The organism is Mesorhizobium loti R88b, from assembly GCF_013170845.1.
Taxonomy (GTDB): Bacteria; Pseudomonadota; Alphaproteobacteria; order Rhizobiales; family Rhizobiaceae; genus Mesorhizobium; species Mesorhizobium loti_B.
The window spans coordinates 4,005,868-4,021,873 of sequence record NZ_CP033367.1; the positions used below are offsets into that span (position 1 = coordinate 4,005,868).

General features: G+C 62.0%; 17 protein-coding genes. 8 read left to right on the forward strand and 9 right to left on the reverse strand.

Annotated elements, in window-relative coordinates; all coding sequences use genetic code 11:
• Nucleotides 1–7 precede the first annotated feature (7 nt).
• From EB235_RS19490 to EB235_RS19500, 3 genes are read right to left on the reverse strand one after another with little or no spacing between them, the layout of a single operon-like run.
• Nucleotides 8–493 (reverse strand): DUF4262 domain-containing protein, encoded by a 486-nt coding sequence (locus EB235_RS19490; RefSeq protein ID WP_027029387.1) that lies wholly within the window; start codon nucleotides 491–493, stop codon nucleotides 8–10.
• The gene (gene maiA, locus EB235_RS19495; RefSeq protein ID WP_027029386.1) at nucleotides 483–1,133 is read right to left on the reverse strand and encodes a maleylacetoacetate isomerase; all 651 of its coding nucleotides are present in this window, start codon (nucleotides 1,131–1,133) and stop codon (nucleotides 483–485) included. Before maiA ends, EB235_RS19490 begins: the two co-directional genes overlap by 11 nt.
• Nucleotides 1,130–1,828, reverse strand: coding sequence for a fumarylacetoacetate hydrolase family protein (locus EB235_RS19500; RefSeq protein WP_027029385.1), 699 nt, complete (start codon nucleotides 1,826–1,828; stop codon nucleotides 1,130–1,132). The genes maiA and EB235_RS19500 overlap by 4 nt, the downstream gene beginning before the upstream one ends.
• Before the next feature lie 189 nt (nucleotides 1,829–2,017).
• Here EB235_RS19500 and EB235_RS19505 point away from each other — a divergent pair, with 189 nt between their 5' ends.
• On the forward strand, nucleotides 2,018–2,701 hold the full coding sequence (locus EB235_RS19505; protein ID WP_027029384.1) for a response regulator: 684 nt from the start codon (nucleotides 2,018–2,020) through the stop codon (nucleotides 2,699–2,701).
• A 124-nt stretch (nucleotides 2,702–2,825) separates the two neighbouring features.
• Here the strand turns inward: EB235_RS19505 and EB235_RS19510 are convergent, their stop codons facing one another.
• Both EB235_RS19510 and EB235_RS19515 read right to left on the reverse strand, forming a co-directional pair.
• A complete protein-coding gene (locus tag EB235_RS19510; protein ID WP_027029383.1) occupies nucleotides 2,826–4,166 on the reverse strand; it encodes a hybrid sensor histidine kinase/response regulator in 1,341 nt (446 codons plus the stop codon).
• 4 nt (nucleotides 4,167–4,170) lie between these two features.
• Complete coding sequence (locus EB235_RS19515) at nucleotides 4,171–5,406, reverse strand: FIST signal transduction protein (protein ID WP_027029382.1); 1,236 nt, start codon at nucleotides 5,404–5,406, stop codon at nucleotides 4,171–4,173.
• A gap of 197 nt (nucleotides 5,407–5,603) precedes the next feature.
• Between EB235_RS19515 and EB235_RS19520 the strand changes: the two genes are divergently transcribed.
• The 4 genes from EB235_RS19520 (at nucleotide 5,604) to EB235_RS19535 (ending at nucleotide 10,686) form a co-directional block, all read left to right on the forward strand.
• Entirely contained in the window at nucleotides 5,604–6,104 is a 501-nt protein-coding gene (locus EB235_RS19520; RefSeq protein WP_027029381.1) for a (2Fe-2S)-binding protein, read from the forward strand.
• 132 nt (nucleotides 6,105–6,236) lie between these two features.
• Nucleotides 6,237–8,588 (forward strand): xanthine dehydrogenase family protein molybdopterin-binding subunit, encoded by a 2,352-nt coding sequence (locus EB235_RS19525; RefSeq protein ID WP_027029380.1) that lies wholly within the window; start codon nucleotides 6,237–6,239, stop codon nucleotides 8,586–8,588.
• Nucleotides 8,589–8,600: 12 nt separating this feature from the next.
• The gene (locus EB235_RS19530) at nucleotides 8,601–9,398 is read left to right on the forward strand and encodes an FAD binding domain-containing protein (RefSeq protein WP_027029379.1); all 798 of its coding nucleotides are present in this window, start codon (nucleotides 8,601–8,603) and stop codon (nucleotides 9,396–9,398) included.
• 265 nt (nucleotides 9,399–9,663) lie between these two features.
• A complete protein-coding gene (locus EB235_RS19535) occupies nucleotides 9,664–10,686 on the forward strand; it encodes an acyltransferase family protein (protein WP_027029378.1) in 1,023 nt (340 codons plus the stop codon).
• 1 nt (nucleotide 10,687) lies between these two features.
• Here EB235_RS19535 and EB235_RS19540 read toward each other — a convergent pair whose 3' ends face one another.
• From EB235_RS19540 to EB235_RS19555, 4 genes are all read right to left on the reverse strand, one after another.
• On the reverse strand, nucleotides 10,688–11,185 hold the full coding sequence (locus tag EB235_RS19540; RefSeq protein ID WP_027029377.1) for an SRPBCC family protein: 498 nt from the start codon (nucleotides 11,183–11,185) through the stop codon (nucleotides 10,688–10,690).
• A 60-nt stretch (nucleotides 11,186–11,245) separates the two neighbouring features.
• Entirely contained in the window at nucleotides 11,246–11,734 is a 489-nt protein-coding gene (locus tag EB235_RS19545) for a GNAT family N-acetyltransferase (protein WP_027029376.1), read from the reverse strand.
• Entirely contained in the window at nucleotides 11,731–12,489 is a 759-nt protein-coding gene (locus tag EB235_RS19550) for a copper homeostasis protein CutC (protein ID WP_027029375.1), read from the reverse strand. Before EB235_RS19550 ends, EB235_RS19545 begins: the two co-directional genes overlap by 4 nt.
• A gap of 159 nt (nucleotides 12,490–12,648) precedes the next feature.
• Entirely contained in the window at nucleotides 12,649–13,080 is a 432-nt protein-coding gene (locus EB235_RS19555) for a cupin domain-containing protein (RefSeq protein WP_027029374.1), read from the reverse strand.
• 69 nt (nucleotides 13,081–13,149) lie between these two features.
• On the opposite strand from EB235_RS19555, the gene EB235_RS19560 reads away from it, so the two are divergent.
• From EB235_RS19560 to EB235_RS19570, 3 genes are all read left to right on the forward strand, one after another.
• Complete coding sequence (locus tag EB235_RS19560) at nucleotides 13,150–13,722, forward strand: hypothetical protein (protein WP_155256286.1); 573 nt, start codon at nucleotides 13,150–13,152, stop codon at nucleotides 13,720–13,722.
• A 404-nt stretch (nucleotides 13,723–14,126) separates the two neighbouring features.
• The gene (locus EB235_RS19565; RefSeq protein ID WP_027029372.1) at nucleotides 14,127–15,446 is read left to right on the forward strand and encodes a tyrosine-type recombinase/integrase; all 1,320 of its coding nucleotides are present in this window, start codon (nucleotides 14,127–14,129) and stop codon (nucleotides 15,444–15,446) included.
• Nucleotides 15,446–15,940: a hypothetical protein gene (locus EB235_RS19570; RefSeq protein WP_027029371.1), complete on the forward strand. Its 495-nt coding sequence runs from the start codon at nucleotides 15,446–15,448 to the stop codon at nucleotides 15,938–15,940. The genes EB235_RS19565 and EB235_RS19570 overlap by 1 nt, the downstream gene beginning before the upstream one ends.
• Nucleotides 15,941–16,006 lie beyond the last annotated feature (66 nt).

The following is a 16,006-nucleotide window of genomic DNA, read 5'->3' on the forward strand; positions in this document are numbered from 1 at the left end:
AGTTTGTTCAATTGTGCCCAGCGTTGCCAGGCGGCCGTTCGAGAAGCGGCTGCCACTTCCGGAACCAGTCGCTTGCCTCGACATCCCCGGGCCAGATGCCTTCGACCGTGGGATAGATCAGCTGCATGACACGAAAATCCAACCCGTCATAGAACCAGATATCCCAGCCGAAGTGCTCGCGGTAGTGATCGATGTGCACAGCGCCAAATTGACATTCGAGACTTTCGACAAAGCCCGACGATCGTTGTCCGGGCTGGAAAACCTCGCCGGCGCGGACACGCCTGCAATACTCGTTGATGATGAACTTGGAGATTTCCTGCCTCAGGCCGATCACGATCAGTTCCGGAGCATTGAAGTTGTGTTCGATACCGACGGAATAGGCGAAGGGCGCAAGCTCCTCTTCTTCCAGCACATACAGGATATGGCAGCCGTATTCCTCGATATCGGCAAGGGCCTTGGCTTCCTCAGGATCGAGGGCTTCCCTATTCGGCATCGATCTGATTTTCCGGCGCGGCTTTCTGGAAGGCCGGCAGCGCCATGCAGGCGGCGTTGATGCGCGTGATCGTCGGGTATGGCGTCAGGTCGACGCCGAAGCGCGCGTTGCTGGTGATTTGTGCCGCAAGGCAGATATCGGCGAGCCCCGGCGCCTCGCCGTGGCAGAACGTTCCGGTCTGCGGCGAGGAAGCCAGAATCTTTTCAAGCGGCTGAAAACCTTCGTTCACCCAGTGGCGAAACCAGTTTGTGATGTCCTGGTCGCCGGCGCCGAACAGGGTGCGCAGCGAGGTCAGCACGCGCAGATTGTTGACCGGGTGGATGTCGCAGGCGATCATCTGCGCCAGCATTCTCACGCGCGCCCGGCCAAGTGCATCCCTGGGCAGCAACGGCGGCGTGGGCTGGATCTCGTCGAGATATTCGATGATCGCCAGCGATTGCGTTAGAAGCGTGCCGCCGTCGAGCACCAATGCCGGCACCAGCCCTTGCGGATTGACCGCGAGATAGGATGGTTCCAGGTGATCGCCATGGCGCAGATGATGCGGGACGTAGTCATAGCTGAGGCCCTTCATCTCCAGCGCGATCCGCACCCGGTAGGAGGTGGAGGAACGATAATAATTGTGCAGGACGATGTCGCTCATAACCGGGGCTGGCCGATCGTCACTTCAATCGTGCCGATGCCGTCGACACCGCCGGTCATCGTCTCGCCCGGTTTGACCGCGCCGACACCGGCCGGCGTGCCGGTGAAGATCAGGTCGCCGGCCTGCAATTCGACGCCCTCGCTGCAGATCGAGACGATATCGGCAATTGGCCAGATCAGCTCAGCGAGGTCGGCGTCCTGTTTCACCGCGCCGTCGACGGCGAGCCAGATGCGGCCATTCGCGGGGTGCCCGGATTTCTGCGCGGGAACAAGCGGGCCGCAGGGCGCGGAGCGGTCGAAGGCCTTCGACCAGTCCCATGGCCGTGCCGCCTTCTTGGCGACATCCTGAAGGTCGCGGCGGGTGAGGTCGATGCCCACGCCGTAGCCCCAGACGTGATCGAGAGCCTTGTCACGAGCAATGCGGAAACCTGCCGTACCGATCGCCACCACGAGTTCGATTTCGAAATGCAGGTTTTCGGTCAGCGGCGGGTAGGGGATCTCGCTGCCGGAATCGACGACCGCGTCACCCGGCTTGGTGAAGAAGAAGGGCGGGTCGCGCTCGTCATTGCCGAATTCGCGGGCGTGCGCGGCATAGTTGCGGCCGACGCAGAAGATGCGCCGGACGGCGAAGCGTTCGCTGGAGCCCGCAATGGCTACTGAAGGCGTGGGGGGCACGGGAAGAACAAAGTCGGTCATGGTCTGTCTCTGCAGGAAGGTCACGGGCACCTTTGACCGATTTCGAGGGCCGGGCAAGCGTCGCATTTGGCGCAGCGGCAATTCGCAAAAGATCGTGCAAGGAATCCGGATGGCGGCGGTATACTATTTGGCAATAATCCGGCCATGGTCACGGGACTATGCTGTCGCCGGTAAACCGGAACGAGCCACATGACAGCAGCCAACGATCGCGCCCGGTTCCTGATCATCGACGACCACCCGCTGTTTCGCGAGGCGCTGCACAGCGCCGTGCAGATGGCCTATCCGGAGGTCGACACCGTCGAGGCGCGCTCGATTACCGAGGCGTTTGAACTCTTGGCCGACGCCAAGCCGTTCGACCTAGCGCTTCTCGATCTCTCAATGCCCGACGTGCACGGCTTCGACGGGCTGCTGCAACTCAGGACCCGCTATCCGCGCCTGCCGGTCGTGATCGTGTCGGGCTACGAGGAGCCCAAGATCATTTCCGAGGCGCTGTCCTATGGTGCTGCCGGCTTCATCCCGAAATCGGCGCGCAAGAGCGACCTGGCCGCCGCCATCCGCTCGGTGATGGACGGCGCGATCTATGTGCCGGAAACCTATGAAGGCCAGCCGGCGGACGCCGACAGCGTCGACCGCGCCGACATGGTTCAGCGTCTGTCCAAGCTGACGCCGCAGCAATTGCGGGTGCTGCAAATGTTGCGCCAGGGCCTGCTCAACAAACAGATCGCCTATGAGCTGCAGGTGGGCGAGACCACTGTGAAGGCGCATGTGTCGGAGATATTGCGCAAGCTCAATGTGTATAGCCGCACGCAGGCGGTGATCGAGGTTTCGAAGCTGGATAATGCCGAGCTGTTTCGGGATCAGGCGGGGTTTTAATCTCTTACCCTCCCCCCTTGTGGGGAGGGTCGATCCGCGAAGCGGAGCGGGGTGGGCGAGCTTGGCGCTGCACCCCACCCCGGCGCCCCGCGCCTACCCTCCCCTTGAAGGGGAGGGTAAGCCCCTAAGCCAGCAAATGCGCCAGCAGCGCCCTTAGCTGCGCCGGCTTTAGTGGTTTGCGCATCAGTTCGATGCCGCCGGCGCGGGCTGCCTTGGCGACGGCCTCGGAACTGTCGGCAGTGACGATCAGCGCCGGCACGGCGCGGCCGAGATAGTCGCGGACTTCCGATATGGTGGCGGTGCCGAGATCGCCGCCGTCGAGATGCTGGTCGGCAATGACGATGTCGGGCACCCAATCGGTGTCGCCGAGCAGGTCCATTGCATCGTCGGTCGAGGTCGCGGACCGCACCAGGCACTGCCAGCGCTCGAGCAGGAAAGTCATGGCCTCCAGCACCTCGATGTCGTTCTCGACCAGCAGCACCTTGGTGCCGAACAGGCCGTAGCCGCGCGACCGCTCCAGGTTGGTGGCGCTGGCGATGGCGTCGGCGGGCGCGCCGATGCCGACCGGGACATCGATGTGGAAGATCGTGCCGCGCCCGACCTTCGACGAAAAGGTCACGGGATGGCCGAGCGCGCCGGCCATGCGGCGCACGATGGCAAGCCCGAGCCCGAGACCGTTGCCGTCACGTTCCGAACTGGCCGGTGAGGTGCCGCGATGGAATTCCTCGAACACCGCCTCGCGCTGGTCCTCGGGAATGCCGCAGCCGGTATCGGCGACATCGATGCGGATGGTGTCGCCGCGATGCCTGGTGCCGACCAGCACGCCACCGGAACGGGTATAGCCCAGCGCGTTGGAGAGGATGTTCTGCAGGATGCGGCGCAGCAGCGTGCGGTCGGAACGGACGACGGCACCGACCGGCCGGAACTTCAGCGACAGGCCCTTCATTTCCGCGACCGGCTGGAAATCCGAGCGCAGCGACGAGAACAGCGCCTCCAGGCTGACGTCACCGATATCGGGCTGCACCACGCCGGCGTCGAGCTTGGAAATGTCGAGCAGTGTGCGCAGCAGGTCCTCCATCGTTTCCAGCGAGCGCTCGACCTGCCGCACCAGCTTCCGGCCTTCGTCGCTGGTCTGGACCTCAGCGAGTGCCGACACGGACAGGTGGGCCGCGTTCAGCGGCTGCAGCACGTCATGGCTGGCGGCGGCGAGGAACCTCGTCTTGGAGAGGTTCGCCAGCTCGGCATTTTCCTTTGCGGCGCTGAGATCGATGTTGGATTGTTCCAGCCGGCGCAGCGTCGAGTGCAACTCTTCCGTGCGCGTACGCACGCGGTTTTCCAGGGAGATCGCGGTCTGGAACAGCGAGAAGGCATTGCCTTGCTGGTCCATCGAGCGCTCGACTCGGCTGACCAGGGCGGCGTTGATCTTCTTCAGCTTTTCGAGGTCGTTTATGTCCTTGAGCGGCATCTTGTCATTCCGCTGCTTGCCGTTCGCCGAAGGCGATGCCGGTGAAGGTCTGGTTCAAATGCATCGACCTATACTGTTCGCCATAGGTGCCAAAGCCGATGACCTTGTTGACCCGGTAGAGCTCCGAAATGTCGCGAAAGACCTGCCGGTTGCGCGCATCGAGCCGGCGCAGCACGCAGTCGAAGCCGAGGATCATATCGATGCCGCCCAGCCTCTCCTCGACTTCGCGCAGGGCCGCGCGTGTCGATTCGACCATGTCCTTGGGCTGGGCGATCGACAGCACGACACCGTCGTCGATGGCGCAGAAGAACGACAGCGAGCCGTCCGGATGCATCCTCTGGATCGAGCGGCAGTAATATTCGCCGCCCACCTTCACCACCACCGGATGCGAGGCGAAGCTAAGCGGCGTCAGGGTCTGCGGCAAGATGCCTACGGAAGCGGCATATTCCTCCGCCGCATTGGTGGCGTTGAACTCGCGCACGATGCGGTGGTCGGCATCGGACGCGGTCACCACCAGCTTTTCATCGGTGGGAACGAAATTGTCGGTCTTGAAGACGTGGAACGGAATTTCCGTTGATATCAGCACGATGATGGCGCTGTCCGAGGTGACCCTGCCGTTGGAGATCAGGCGCGTCGTCTCGAATTTCAGATCGTCGCCGGCCGAGCCGCCGAGCAGTGGTATGTCGTCGAGCCCCCAATGGATGGCGGAGCTGACCGCTTCCTCGGCATAGGACAGCCCGTCGATGAAGCAGAGCGCGAAGGTGTTGCTGGTCTGCTCCACGCCAACCCGGCCGCGCAGCGTGCGCCGCAATGCCTCGACCTCGCCCGTGATCCTGTCCATGCCCGACGAGGACAAATTGTCGACCATGACGCTGACCGCGGTAAATGCGACCGAGGGAAGCAGCATCGCCAGCATATGGCCTTCCTCGAGCCCTTGCGGCGTGATCTCGCCGGCGGTGGAACAGCCGGCATGATGGAGTCCTGGCGCGTGGGCCATGAGTGCCCGCGACAGGGCACCGGCCTCGACGAGGCTCTGCGAGAAGAAGACAAGGGCAAAGCCGGCGTTGACTGCGGCGGCCTCGCTGGCTACCGCGCGTGCGAAAACATCCGGGTCGGGCTCATCCGTGGTCAGCGCCGACAAGCCGCATGCGTAGCGCGTCCGTGAACTGGCCAGCGGCGTTCTCCGAAATTCCTCCGACGCATTTTTGTGCGCGTCCGGCGCGCCAGCGTCTGATGGCATTGTTGCCCCCAATCCGAGCTTTGGCAATGGGTCGGCTGCCAATGCGCCTTCGGGCTTGGCCATGACCGAAAGTACAAGGTTCGGCGTTTTCGGCGCGCTGTTTTTTGCCCGTTATGCAGTGTACGAATAACGCATGGCCGAAGTGCCAGCGGCGCGTCGGCAGCGTGATGACCAAGGTTGATACCCAGGGAGGATTCATGTCTGATATTTCGTTTGTTGTGAACGGAAGGCGGGTCAGCGGCGCCGCCGAGGATCGAACGTTGCTGGTTCATTTCCTGCGCGAGAATCTCGGTCTCACCGGCACCCATGTCGGCTGCGACACCTCGCAATGCGGGGCCTGCGTCGTCCATGTCGACGGCAAGGCGGTGAAGTCCTGCACCATGCTCGCTGCACAGACCTCCGGGTCGACCATTGTGACGATCGAAGGCCTCGCCAACGGCGCCGACCTGCATCCCGTGCAGGCAGCCTTCAAGGAACATCACGGCCTGCAATGCGGCTTCTGCACGCCGGGCATGATCATGACGGCAACCGACATGATCAACCGCCATCCGGAGGGCCTGGACGAGGCGACGGTGCGCGCCGAGCTGGAAGGCAACATCTGCCGCTGCACCGGCTACCACAACATCGTCAAGGCGATCCTCGCCGCATCAAAGACGATGGCCAAGGTGTCGAAGGGCAGGGCTAAGCAGGCGGCGTGAGGGAAATGAGCGAGTAGCGAATAGGGAATAGCGAGTAGTCAGTGTCCGCTGACAAGCTCCACCCCGCCGTTCTTCGCCGCTCCCTACTCCCTATTCGCTACTCATTATTCGCTATCTCGGGAGGAATTTCTTATGGGCATTGAAGGTGTTGGCGCTCGGGTCGCGCGCAAGGAAGACAAAAGGTTCATCACCGGCGCCGGCCGCTATGTCGACGACATGGTGGTTCCCGGCATGAAGCATGCGGCCTTCGTGCGCAGCCCGCACGCGCATGCGCAGATCAAGAAGATCGACGTGAAGAAGGCGCAAGCCATGCCCGGCGTCATCGGCGTGCTGACCGGCAAGGAGCTCAAGGCCGACGGCATCGGCAATTTGATCTGCGGCTGGATGATCCATTCCAGGGACGGTTCGCCGATGAAGATGGGGGCGTGGTCGCCGCTCGCCTTCGACAAGGTTCGCTATGTCGGCGACGCGGTGGTCATCGTGGTCGCCGAGACCAAGGGCCAGGCCCGCGACGCGGCCGAAGCGGTCGAGATCACCTACAAGGAATTGAAGGCTGTCGTCGATGCCTCGAAGGCCATGGACAAGGGCGCACCGCAGATCCATCCGGAGGCCGAAAACAACCTGATCTTCGACTGGGACATCGGCAATGCCGACGACACCGCCGCCGCCTTCAAGAAGGCAGCTCATGTCGTCAAGATGGACATCATCAACAACCGGTTGGTTCCCAATGCCATGGAGCCGCGCGCCGCACTTGGCCATTACGACAAGGCCGAGGACCACTACACCTGCTGGACGACGTCGCAGAACCCGCATGTCGCACGGCTGGTGATGAGCGCCTTCTACAATGTCGCACCGGAAAACAAGCTGCGCGTCATCGCGCCGGATGTCGGCGGCGGCTTCGGCTCGAAGATCTATATCTACCCGGAAGAGCTGGTCTGCCTGTGGGCCTCGAAGAAGACCGGCGTTCCGGTCAAATGGGTGGCTGACCGAACCGAAAGCTTCCTCACCGACGCGCATGGCCGCGACCATCACACCCATGCCGAAATGGCCTTCGATAAGGATCACAAGATCCTTGGTCTCAAGGTCGAGACGCAGGCCAATCTCGGCGCCTACATGTCGCTGTTCTCGTCGGCGACGCCGACCTATCTCTACGCGACGCTGCTGTCGGGGCAGTACAACATCCCGGCGATCCACGCCAATGTGAAGGCGATCTACACCAACACCGCACCCGTCGATGCCTATCGCGGGGCAGGGCGACCGGAAGCGACGTTCGTCATGGAACGCCTGATGGAGACTGCCGCACGCCAGTTCGGCGTTTCGCCGGCGGATTTACGACGCAAGAACTTCGTCACCTCGTTTCCGCACCAGACGCCGGTCATCATGTGCTATGACGCCGGTGACTATGCGGCTTCGCTCGATGCGGCCATGAAGGCTTCGGACTACGCCGGCTTTGCCAAGCGCAAGGCAGCCGCCGCCAAAAAGGGACTGCTGCGCGGCATCGGCATGAGCTGCTACATCGAGGCCTGCGGCATCGCGCCGTCGGCGGCGGTAGGCAGCCTTGGCGCCGGTGTCGGCCTGTGGGAATCGGCGGAGGTGCGCGTCAACGCCGTTGGCACGATCGAGGTGCTGACCGGCTCGCACAGCCATGGCCAGGGCCACGAGACAACGTTCGCGCAACTGGTCAACGAGCGCTTTGGGGTACCGATCGATTCGGTTTCGATCGTCCATGGCGATACCGACAAGGTGCAGATGGGCATGGGCACCTATGGTTCGCGCTCGGGCGCGGTCGGCATGTCGGCCATCGTCAAGGCGCTCGACAAGGTCGAGGCCAAGGCCAAGAAGATCGCCGCCCACCTGCTCGAAGCCGATGAGGGCGACATCATCATCGAGAATGGTGCGCTGAAGGTCGCCGGCACGGACAAGAATGTGCCGTGGTTCCAGATGGCGCTTGCCGCCTACACGGCTCACAATCTGCCGGGCGGCATGGAACCCGGCTTGAAGGAGACGGCGTTCTACGACCCGTCGAACTTCACCTTTCCGGCGGGCTGCTACATCTGCGAGGTCGAGGTCGATCCGGAGACCGGCACGACGGAGATCATACAGTTCGTCGCCGCCGATGATTTCGGCAACATTATCAACCCGATGATCGTCGAGGGCCAGGTGCATGGCGGTATTGCCCAAGGCATCGGCCAGGCGCTGCTGGAAGGCGCACACTATGACGCCGGCGGACAGCTGCTGACGGCCAGCTACATGGACTATACAATGCCGCGCGCCGGCGATCTGCCGTCATTTAAGGTCTCGACTTCGAACACGCCATGCCCGGGCAATCCGCTGGGGATCAAGGGCTGCGGCGAGGCGGGTGCCATCGGCTCGCCGCCGGCGGTGATCAACGCCATCACCGATGCCATCGGCAGCAATGATCTCGCCATGCCTGCTTCGCCGTCCACCGTGTGGGCAGCGATCCGCGCCGCGACGAAGCACTGAGGAGGAACAACCATGTACTCGGTCAACTATCACCGTGCCGCCTCGGTCGCTGACGCCGCAAAGCTCGTGAAGAGTGGCGACGCCAAGCTGCTCTCCGGCGGCATGACCTTGATCCCAGCCATGAAGACGCGGTTGGCGGCACCCTCCGACCTTGTCGACCTCTCACGCATCAAGGATCTGCAGGGGATAAAAGTGTCGGGCAAGACGGTCACCATCGGCGCCGCGACCACACATTTCGATGTCGCCAATGACGAGAAGCTGCGCAAGGCCTGTCCGGCGCTTGCCCATCTGGCATCGCTGATCGGCGATCCGGCGGTGCGCCACAAGGGCACGATCGGCGGCTCGATCGCCAACAACGATCCGGCGGCGGATTATCCGGCCGCACTGCTGGCGCTCGGTGCCACCATCATCACCAACAAGCGCGAGATACCGGCCGACAAATTCTTCAAGGGGCTGTTCGAAACCTCGTTGAAGGATGGCGAGATCGTCACGGCGGTTACCTTCACCGCGCCGGCAAAGGCGGCTTACGAGAAATTCCGCAATCCGGCCTCGCGCTACGCCATCGTCGGCGTGTTCGTGGCCAAGGGCAAGGACGGCGTCAGCGTTGCCGTGACCGGCGCCGGCGACGACGGTGTCTTCCGCTCGAAGGAAATCGAAGCAGCACTGGCAAAGAATTTCGACGCTGCGTCACTGGCCGGCGTCAAGGTGCCGGCGAAGAACCTGATGAGCGACATCCACGCTTCCGCCGACTACCGCGCCAATCTGATCGCGGTCATGGCCAAGCGTGCCGTAGCGGCAGCCAGCGCCTGACGCGACGAGCAGTTATGGACAAGGAAAGGGGCCATCGTGGCCCCTTTTTCGCATGCAGCGGCCTGTACCGCCCAGAATCGCGGCAGCGCACCGTTTGTTTGCTTGAAGCAAATCCGGCGGCTTGCTGCCCAAGGAACTGCCTTGGCAGCAATCTCGCACTTGCACAAATTTATATTGCACTGCAGTATAGGTGTGGGCGGGAATGCGAGCCGGGTTCGGATGCGTATCGCCGTGCCCTTTCGTATGCCAATGCGAAGGGATCGGCATGTCCGAAATTTCCGCGACCCATATGGTTCCGTCCCGGTCCGTCGCCGACAGACCGGCGAGGACAAGACTGGCCTATCTCGATGGTTGGCGCGGCCTGTCGATCGCCCTGGTGCTGATCGGGCACTTCTTTCCGGTTCCTGGAATCAATCTCGGCGTGCTGGGCGTCGAATTCTTCTTCGTGCTCTCGGGCCGGTTGATGGCCGAAATCCTGTTCATCGAACGCTATCCGCTGAAGAAATTCTTCAAACGCCGTTTCTCGCGCATCTATCCAGCACTTCTGGTCTTCGTCATCATTGCCATGGTCGCGCTCTCCGGCACCTTCATCGCGTTCAAATGGAAGGCGGCGCTGACGGCGCTGACCTTCACCTACAACTACGCCGGAATCCTGGTCACCCGTGCCGGGGCGCTGGACCATATCTGGTCGCTCTGCATCGAGGAGCATGCCTATGTGATCCTGGCGCTGATCAGCGCCACCGTGACCAGCCGCAACCGCGTTATCCCGTTGTTGGTGGCGCTGGCCTTGCTCGCCATGGCCAACGGCGCGATTTCGTACTGGGTGTTCAAGCTGGACTACGAGGCCACTTACTGGCGCACCGATGTGCACATCGCCTCGATCCTGCTGTCGGCTTCGATCTGCCTGCTCAAGGCCGAGGGCAAACTGCCGGCGGTGCTGAAGGGGCCTTATGTCGCCGTGGCAGCGGCGACTGGCGCGGTGCTGCTGTTCATGGACCCGGTGCCGACGCCGATCCACTATCTCCTGGCGGTGCCGCTGCTGGCGCTGGCCGTCAACGCGCTCGATTTCAGCACTCCGGTTTTTTCCGGTCTGCTGTCGTCATGGCCAATGGCGACGTTGGGCCTGTGGTCGTATTCGCTCTATCTGTGGCAGCAGCCGTTCTACAAATTCGTCTACGAGCAAGGTAGTAACCCATGGCCGATGCTGGCCGGGGTGTGTGCCTGCGCGCTCTGCAGCTACTACCTCATCGAGCGCCCGGCGCGTGAATGGTTGAACCGCAACTGGTGATTCAGGCCTCATCGCGCCGAGGCACTGTTGTTCCGAGCCTGAGATAGCGTCGCAGGCCGGCTTCGCCGCGCGGCGTTGTCCAGCGATGGTTCCAGGCGAAGGCCGGCCGCAGCAGAGGGGCGAGGAATTTGAGGATCGGCCTCTCGACCGTGACCTGCCAAGTCAGCTGGACATGGGTGCCGGTGCCCAACGGCGACAGTTCGGCCCGCCACAGCCCGTCGAAATCGCCATGGGTTTTCACCACGACCAGCCGGCCGGGCTCGAGTTCGGCGGCCTCGATGATGAAATTCAGTTCATAGGGCAGGGCGCCGCGCGCCCGTGCCTTTACCCGCGAGCCGACGGACGCCTTGCCCTTGCCGTCGAGCGGAACCACTTCCTTGTAGACCTCGCCCCACCATAGCGGCAGCAGTTCGGCGTCGGAGAGCACGTCCCACACTTGCTGCGGCGTGCCTTCGGGAATGTGCCAGCTTTCGTCGAAGCGGAAGACGTTGCTTGGCATGGCGGTTCTTCCAGTTGGCGGAACCCTATATTAGTTTGAGCTTCATTATGTGGCCAGCGATCAGGCGACGATCTGCTTGACGTAGTAACGCACCGCTTTCTTGCCGCCATGGATCACGGCGTCGCCGACTTCGGCGAAGCCCAGCGCCGCGTGGAAGGCATCCGAGGCGGGATTGGGCGGATCGGCGTTGACCTCGCAGGTGACCAGCGTGTGGCCGGCGCGCTCCGCATGCTCGAACAGGTCCTGATAGAGCCGGCGTGCATGGCCGCGGCCCCTTGCATGCGCCGCCACGACGACGCGATCGACATAGATGAAGCCTTCGTACCGTTCGCGGAACCAGACGAAATTCGGGCTGTCGTAATTGGCCTCCTGGTCGAAGGTCATGATGAAGGCTTCGAGATCGCCGATGCGGCGCGCATAGAACGCCTCGCCGAGCAGGAACGACAGCCGCTCGGCCTCGAGCCAGGACAGTTCGGCGGCATGCTCATTGTTGAGCGCCAGAATGGCTGCCTCGTCGCCTGGCGCTATGCGCTCTATCTCAGACGTCATGCCTTGGCCGCCGCGATCGTCGCTGCCACCAGCGGTGTGTCCGTCAATGTGTTGCGGTATTCGCGGTCGAGATCGGAGCCGCCCATGCCGACCTTGGCATTGCGGTAGCGCATGGCGCTCGGCACATCCTTCAGCGCCGCGAAATGCATTTCGGCCAGTCCGGTCTTTGCGCGCACCTCGGCGATGTTGGCGAGATCGAGCCCGCCGCAACCGAGGATGATGATGCGGTCGCCGGCCTGACGCACCAGATCGGCAAGCAACGGCAGGCCTTCGATCGCGGTGTCGCGCTGGCCGCTCGTCAGCACGCGCCCGACCTTGCAGCGGATCAGCGCTTCCAGTGCCTCGGCCGGATCGTGCGTCATATCGAAGGCACGGTGGCAGGTGACGTTCAGGGAGCCGGCCGCCTGCGTCAACTCGCCCATGCGCTTCTCGTCGATGGTGCCCTCGGCGTTCAGGCAGCCGAACACGACGCCGGGCACGCCGAGATCGCGAAGTGCTTCGACATCGGCCAGCATCGAGCGGTATTCGGTCTCGCTGTAGAGAAAATCGCCGCCACGCGGCCGCACCATGACGTGGAACGGCACGCTCGCCTGGTCCAGCGCCGCGCGCACCGTACCGAGGCTCGGCGTGATGCCGCCTTCGATCAGGCTGGCGCACAGTTCAACCCGGTCGGCGCCGGCGGCCTGCGCGGCGAGCAGGCCATCAATGCCTTCGACACAGATTTCGATCAGCGGCGGGCGGGTTTCTGCGGTCAAGGGGCGATCCTGTTCATGATGATTGCGCAAAGCCCTAGCATCGGACCGGTTGCCAGGAAAGCATGAACGGCGCGTCGCCATTTGGGCCAGGGAGCAACCCGGGAGGGCGGGCGGCGCATTGCCTTCCCGCCGCCTTCGGCGTGGGCATAGGATTCGTGGCTACTGGCGCAATTCCGTGTTCTTGGCGCCTGCCTCGACCTGATCGATCACCAGGAGCTTGACCTCGATATCACCGATGTTGGTGGCCTGATGCCACTGGCCGATCATTTCGATGATGAAATCGCCTGTCTTGTAGGTGTTGCTGTTGCCGGTCTCGACATTGGTGACCTTCAGCGTTCCGGCCTCGACATAGGCGTAGCGCGGGAAGGGGTGCCGATGCACCGGCAAGGTTGCGCCGACCGCGATGTCGTACGTCGACACCAACACTTGCACATTCTTCTGCGGCAGCGTGATCGGCTGGCCGGACGCGGTGGTCGTGCGTGATGCGAGCGGTGTGACGACGACAGGCGTGCTGCTGCTGTCCAGAGCCAGGGCACAATTTGCGTAGAGCGCAGCGGCAAGCAGCAGTGCCGATACCAGGATTTTCCGCATGATTCCTCCCTGAACCGACGCATCTATTGCGCGGCGGCAAACCGCGCGCAAGCGGGAGCGGCGCGATGAATGGCTTCATCGACCCACGAGCCGAAATCTTCCTTCATATTCCGCCGCCTCCTCTTCCACCGAGGGCCGATCAGTTGGTCTGTTTATCGTCTTCGTCAGGAGACAGCACTGGTTCTACCCCGGCTTTCGGCGTTGCCGGATTTGACCCCGCGCAATGCGGCGTCGGATCGGCAGCCCCATAAGGTTGCATACAGTCGTAGGAGCTCGGATATGACGTATGATGCAATGACCAAACGCGCTATGGCAGGCACGACCGTCTCCTTTCCGCTAACCGGAGCTGCGGCGGCAGAAGGGATTTTTGCCGCAAACTCGAACGAAAGCCCCATCCTGGCTAGCTTCCGACTGTGGCAGGCGCTGATGAATTCGATCTCCTTCGACATTTCCGACGGCGATCTGAAACGCGTCTATCAGGACATGTCGGAGATCGTGCAGTCGATGCTTGCCATCTCGGCTACAAACACGCACGAGTTCGCAGCGCAATTCCTGGTTGTTTGCAGCGGTGACGTGATCGAATACCGTCAGGCCGCCCGACAGCTTCATGCCCACGCGCAAACCCTTGTCGGTATCGCGTAAGGGTCGCCGCCGGATGGCATTGGACAGATGGAATGGAGACTTTTGACCAAGTCCTGAACACGCCGGGAAAGCGCTACCGAGACACGAGTTCGAATAGGACTTGCAGGCTGCCTAAGGTGGTTGGCCGTTTGGGCCATGGGCTGGGCGCCCGTCAGTTTGCAAAGCTTTTGAAGTTGTTGGCTCCCCGGGCCGGATTCGAACCAGCGACCAACCGGTTAACAGAGGTTTTCTACTGATTTTCGATGAGTTGCGCTGGTGAGCGTTGATGGCGTCAAAGCGTTGATCAGAATACGAAAAATTGTGATCAATGCCGATCAGCGTTCCTCAAGCTCACTCGACATACCGCATGATCTGGCGTACATCATCCCGTACATCATCAACACCGGTTGGTCAGGGGGGGTGTAATGCCGAAGGTTGAATTGACTGACAGGTTTTGCCAGGCCGCGAAGCCCACGACGGGCCGACAAACCGATTATTTCGACGCAATCGTGAAGGGCCTTTGCCTCACAGCGTCGTCCGGCGGCACGCGGACGTTCTACCTTCATTATACGCGCCTCTCCGATGGAAAACGTCAACGGATGAAATTAGGCACGTTCCCAGACATCAAGCTGGCGGCGGCCCGGGAGAAGGCGAGGGAGGTGCGAGGCGGTATCATCAACGGCGCGGACCCCATTGCTGAGAAGAAGGCCGAAGCGGCCTCGATGTCGGTTGCAGATCTCGTCGAGAACTACGTCACGCGGCGCGCTTCAAAGAATCGTAGCGGGGACGAGGTCGCGCGGCGCCTGCGTAAGAATGTCAGCGGACAGGACGCAGAAGGCCACACGATCGAAGGCGCCTCGACTGGCGTGATCGGGAATGTGAAGCTCTCCGGCTTGCATCGGCGCGATCTGACGAAGGCAATTGACGCGATCACAGACCGTGGAGCGACGACGGAGGCGGTGCGCGTGTTTGAGGATCTTCGCGCTATGGTTCGGTGGGCGCGAGGTCGCGGCGATCTTGATGCGAACCTGATGGAAGGCATGCAACCGCCGGCCAAGCTAGTCGCGCGGGATCGCGTGCTGACCGCGGACGAAATTCACGTCATGTGGAAAGCTCTCGCTAGCGCTGATATGTGGGAGGGGAGCAGGCGGATTATTCGACTTTGCCTGATCCTGGGTGCCCGCGTCGGCGAGGTCTGCGGGATGACACGCGATGAAATTGATCTCGATCGTGCACTTTGGGTTCTGCCGCCTGAGCGGGTAAAGAATGCCAACAGGCACACCCTTCCGCTACCGAGCATGGCGGTAGACATGATCCGCGAACAATTGGCGGACGCTGACAAGCTGGCGAAGCGGATGGAGCGCCAGCCATCAGAGTTCATTTTCCCAGGCGTCGGCGGGAAAGGGCCAGTCGGTGGCGCCGCGATAGCCAAGGCCCTAAAGCGCCAGGAGGTCATTACAACGGGCAGAACGACAATCCTGAGCGTTGAGCCCTTCACATGCCACGATCTGCGACGGACGTGCGCGACGCATCTTGCCGAGCTCGGAGTCAATCCCTTCATCATCGGCCACATCCTGAATCACATCACGTCGATCAAAGGGACGATCACCACAGCCGTCTACGCGCGGTACGACTATCTGAAGGAAAAAACCGAAGCGCTGAACATTTGGGCAGACCGGCTCGCCGGCATCCTCTTCGACGGCGCCGTCGCAAATGTAGTGCCGATTGCGGAGAGGGCGGCGTGATGGACCAGACCGTCAATATTCCGACGACCGGCGGCGTGACTGAAGACGCGGAGTTCAAGCGGTTTTCTCAACAACGTGCGCTAGAATTCCTGCCCGAATTGGAGAAGTTGTTTGCCGCTGGCGATAAATATGCGCTCATGCAAGCTATCAGCCAGTGCGCCTTATATGATCTAGTTCTTCCCCGTTGGGCGGCGGAGGCTTTTTTGGAAGGGTATTACTCAGTCCTGAACCTGAGGTCGGCATCATGGGACGAGGCCTTTGGCAGGCCGTACAAGAAAGGCTTCCACCTGGATAAAGCCAAGGTGCGCCGCTCGGCGAGGCTAGAGGTTTTCTTAGCCGTTGGACGAATTCGAGCACGTGAACCTAACACACCGATCGACGATCATCTTTTCGAGAGAGTTGGCCAGGAGTGTAATGTGGGCCGATCGTTGGCAAATCAGCTTTACTACGAACACAAGCGCTACGCGGATTCGCTTCTGCCACCAGATTCGTAAAATTCCCGGCAATACAGCTGACTGACGTTTGAGCGATGTTCCCTGCGGCAACTTGAACCGCAAGGA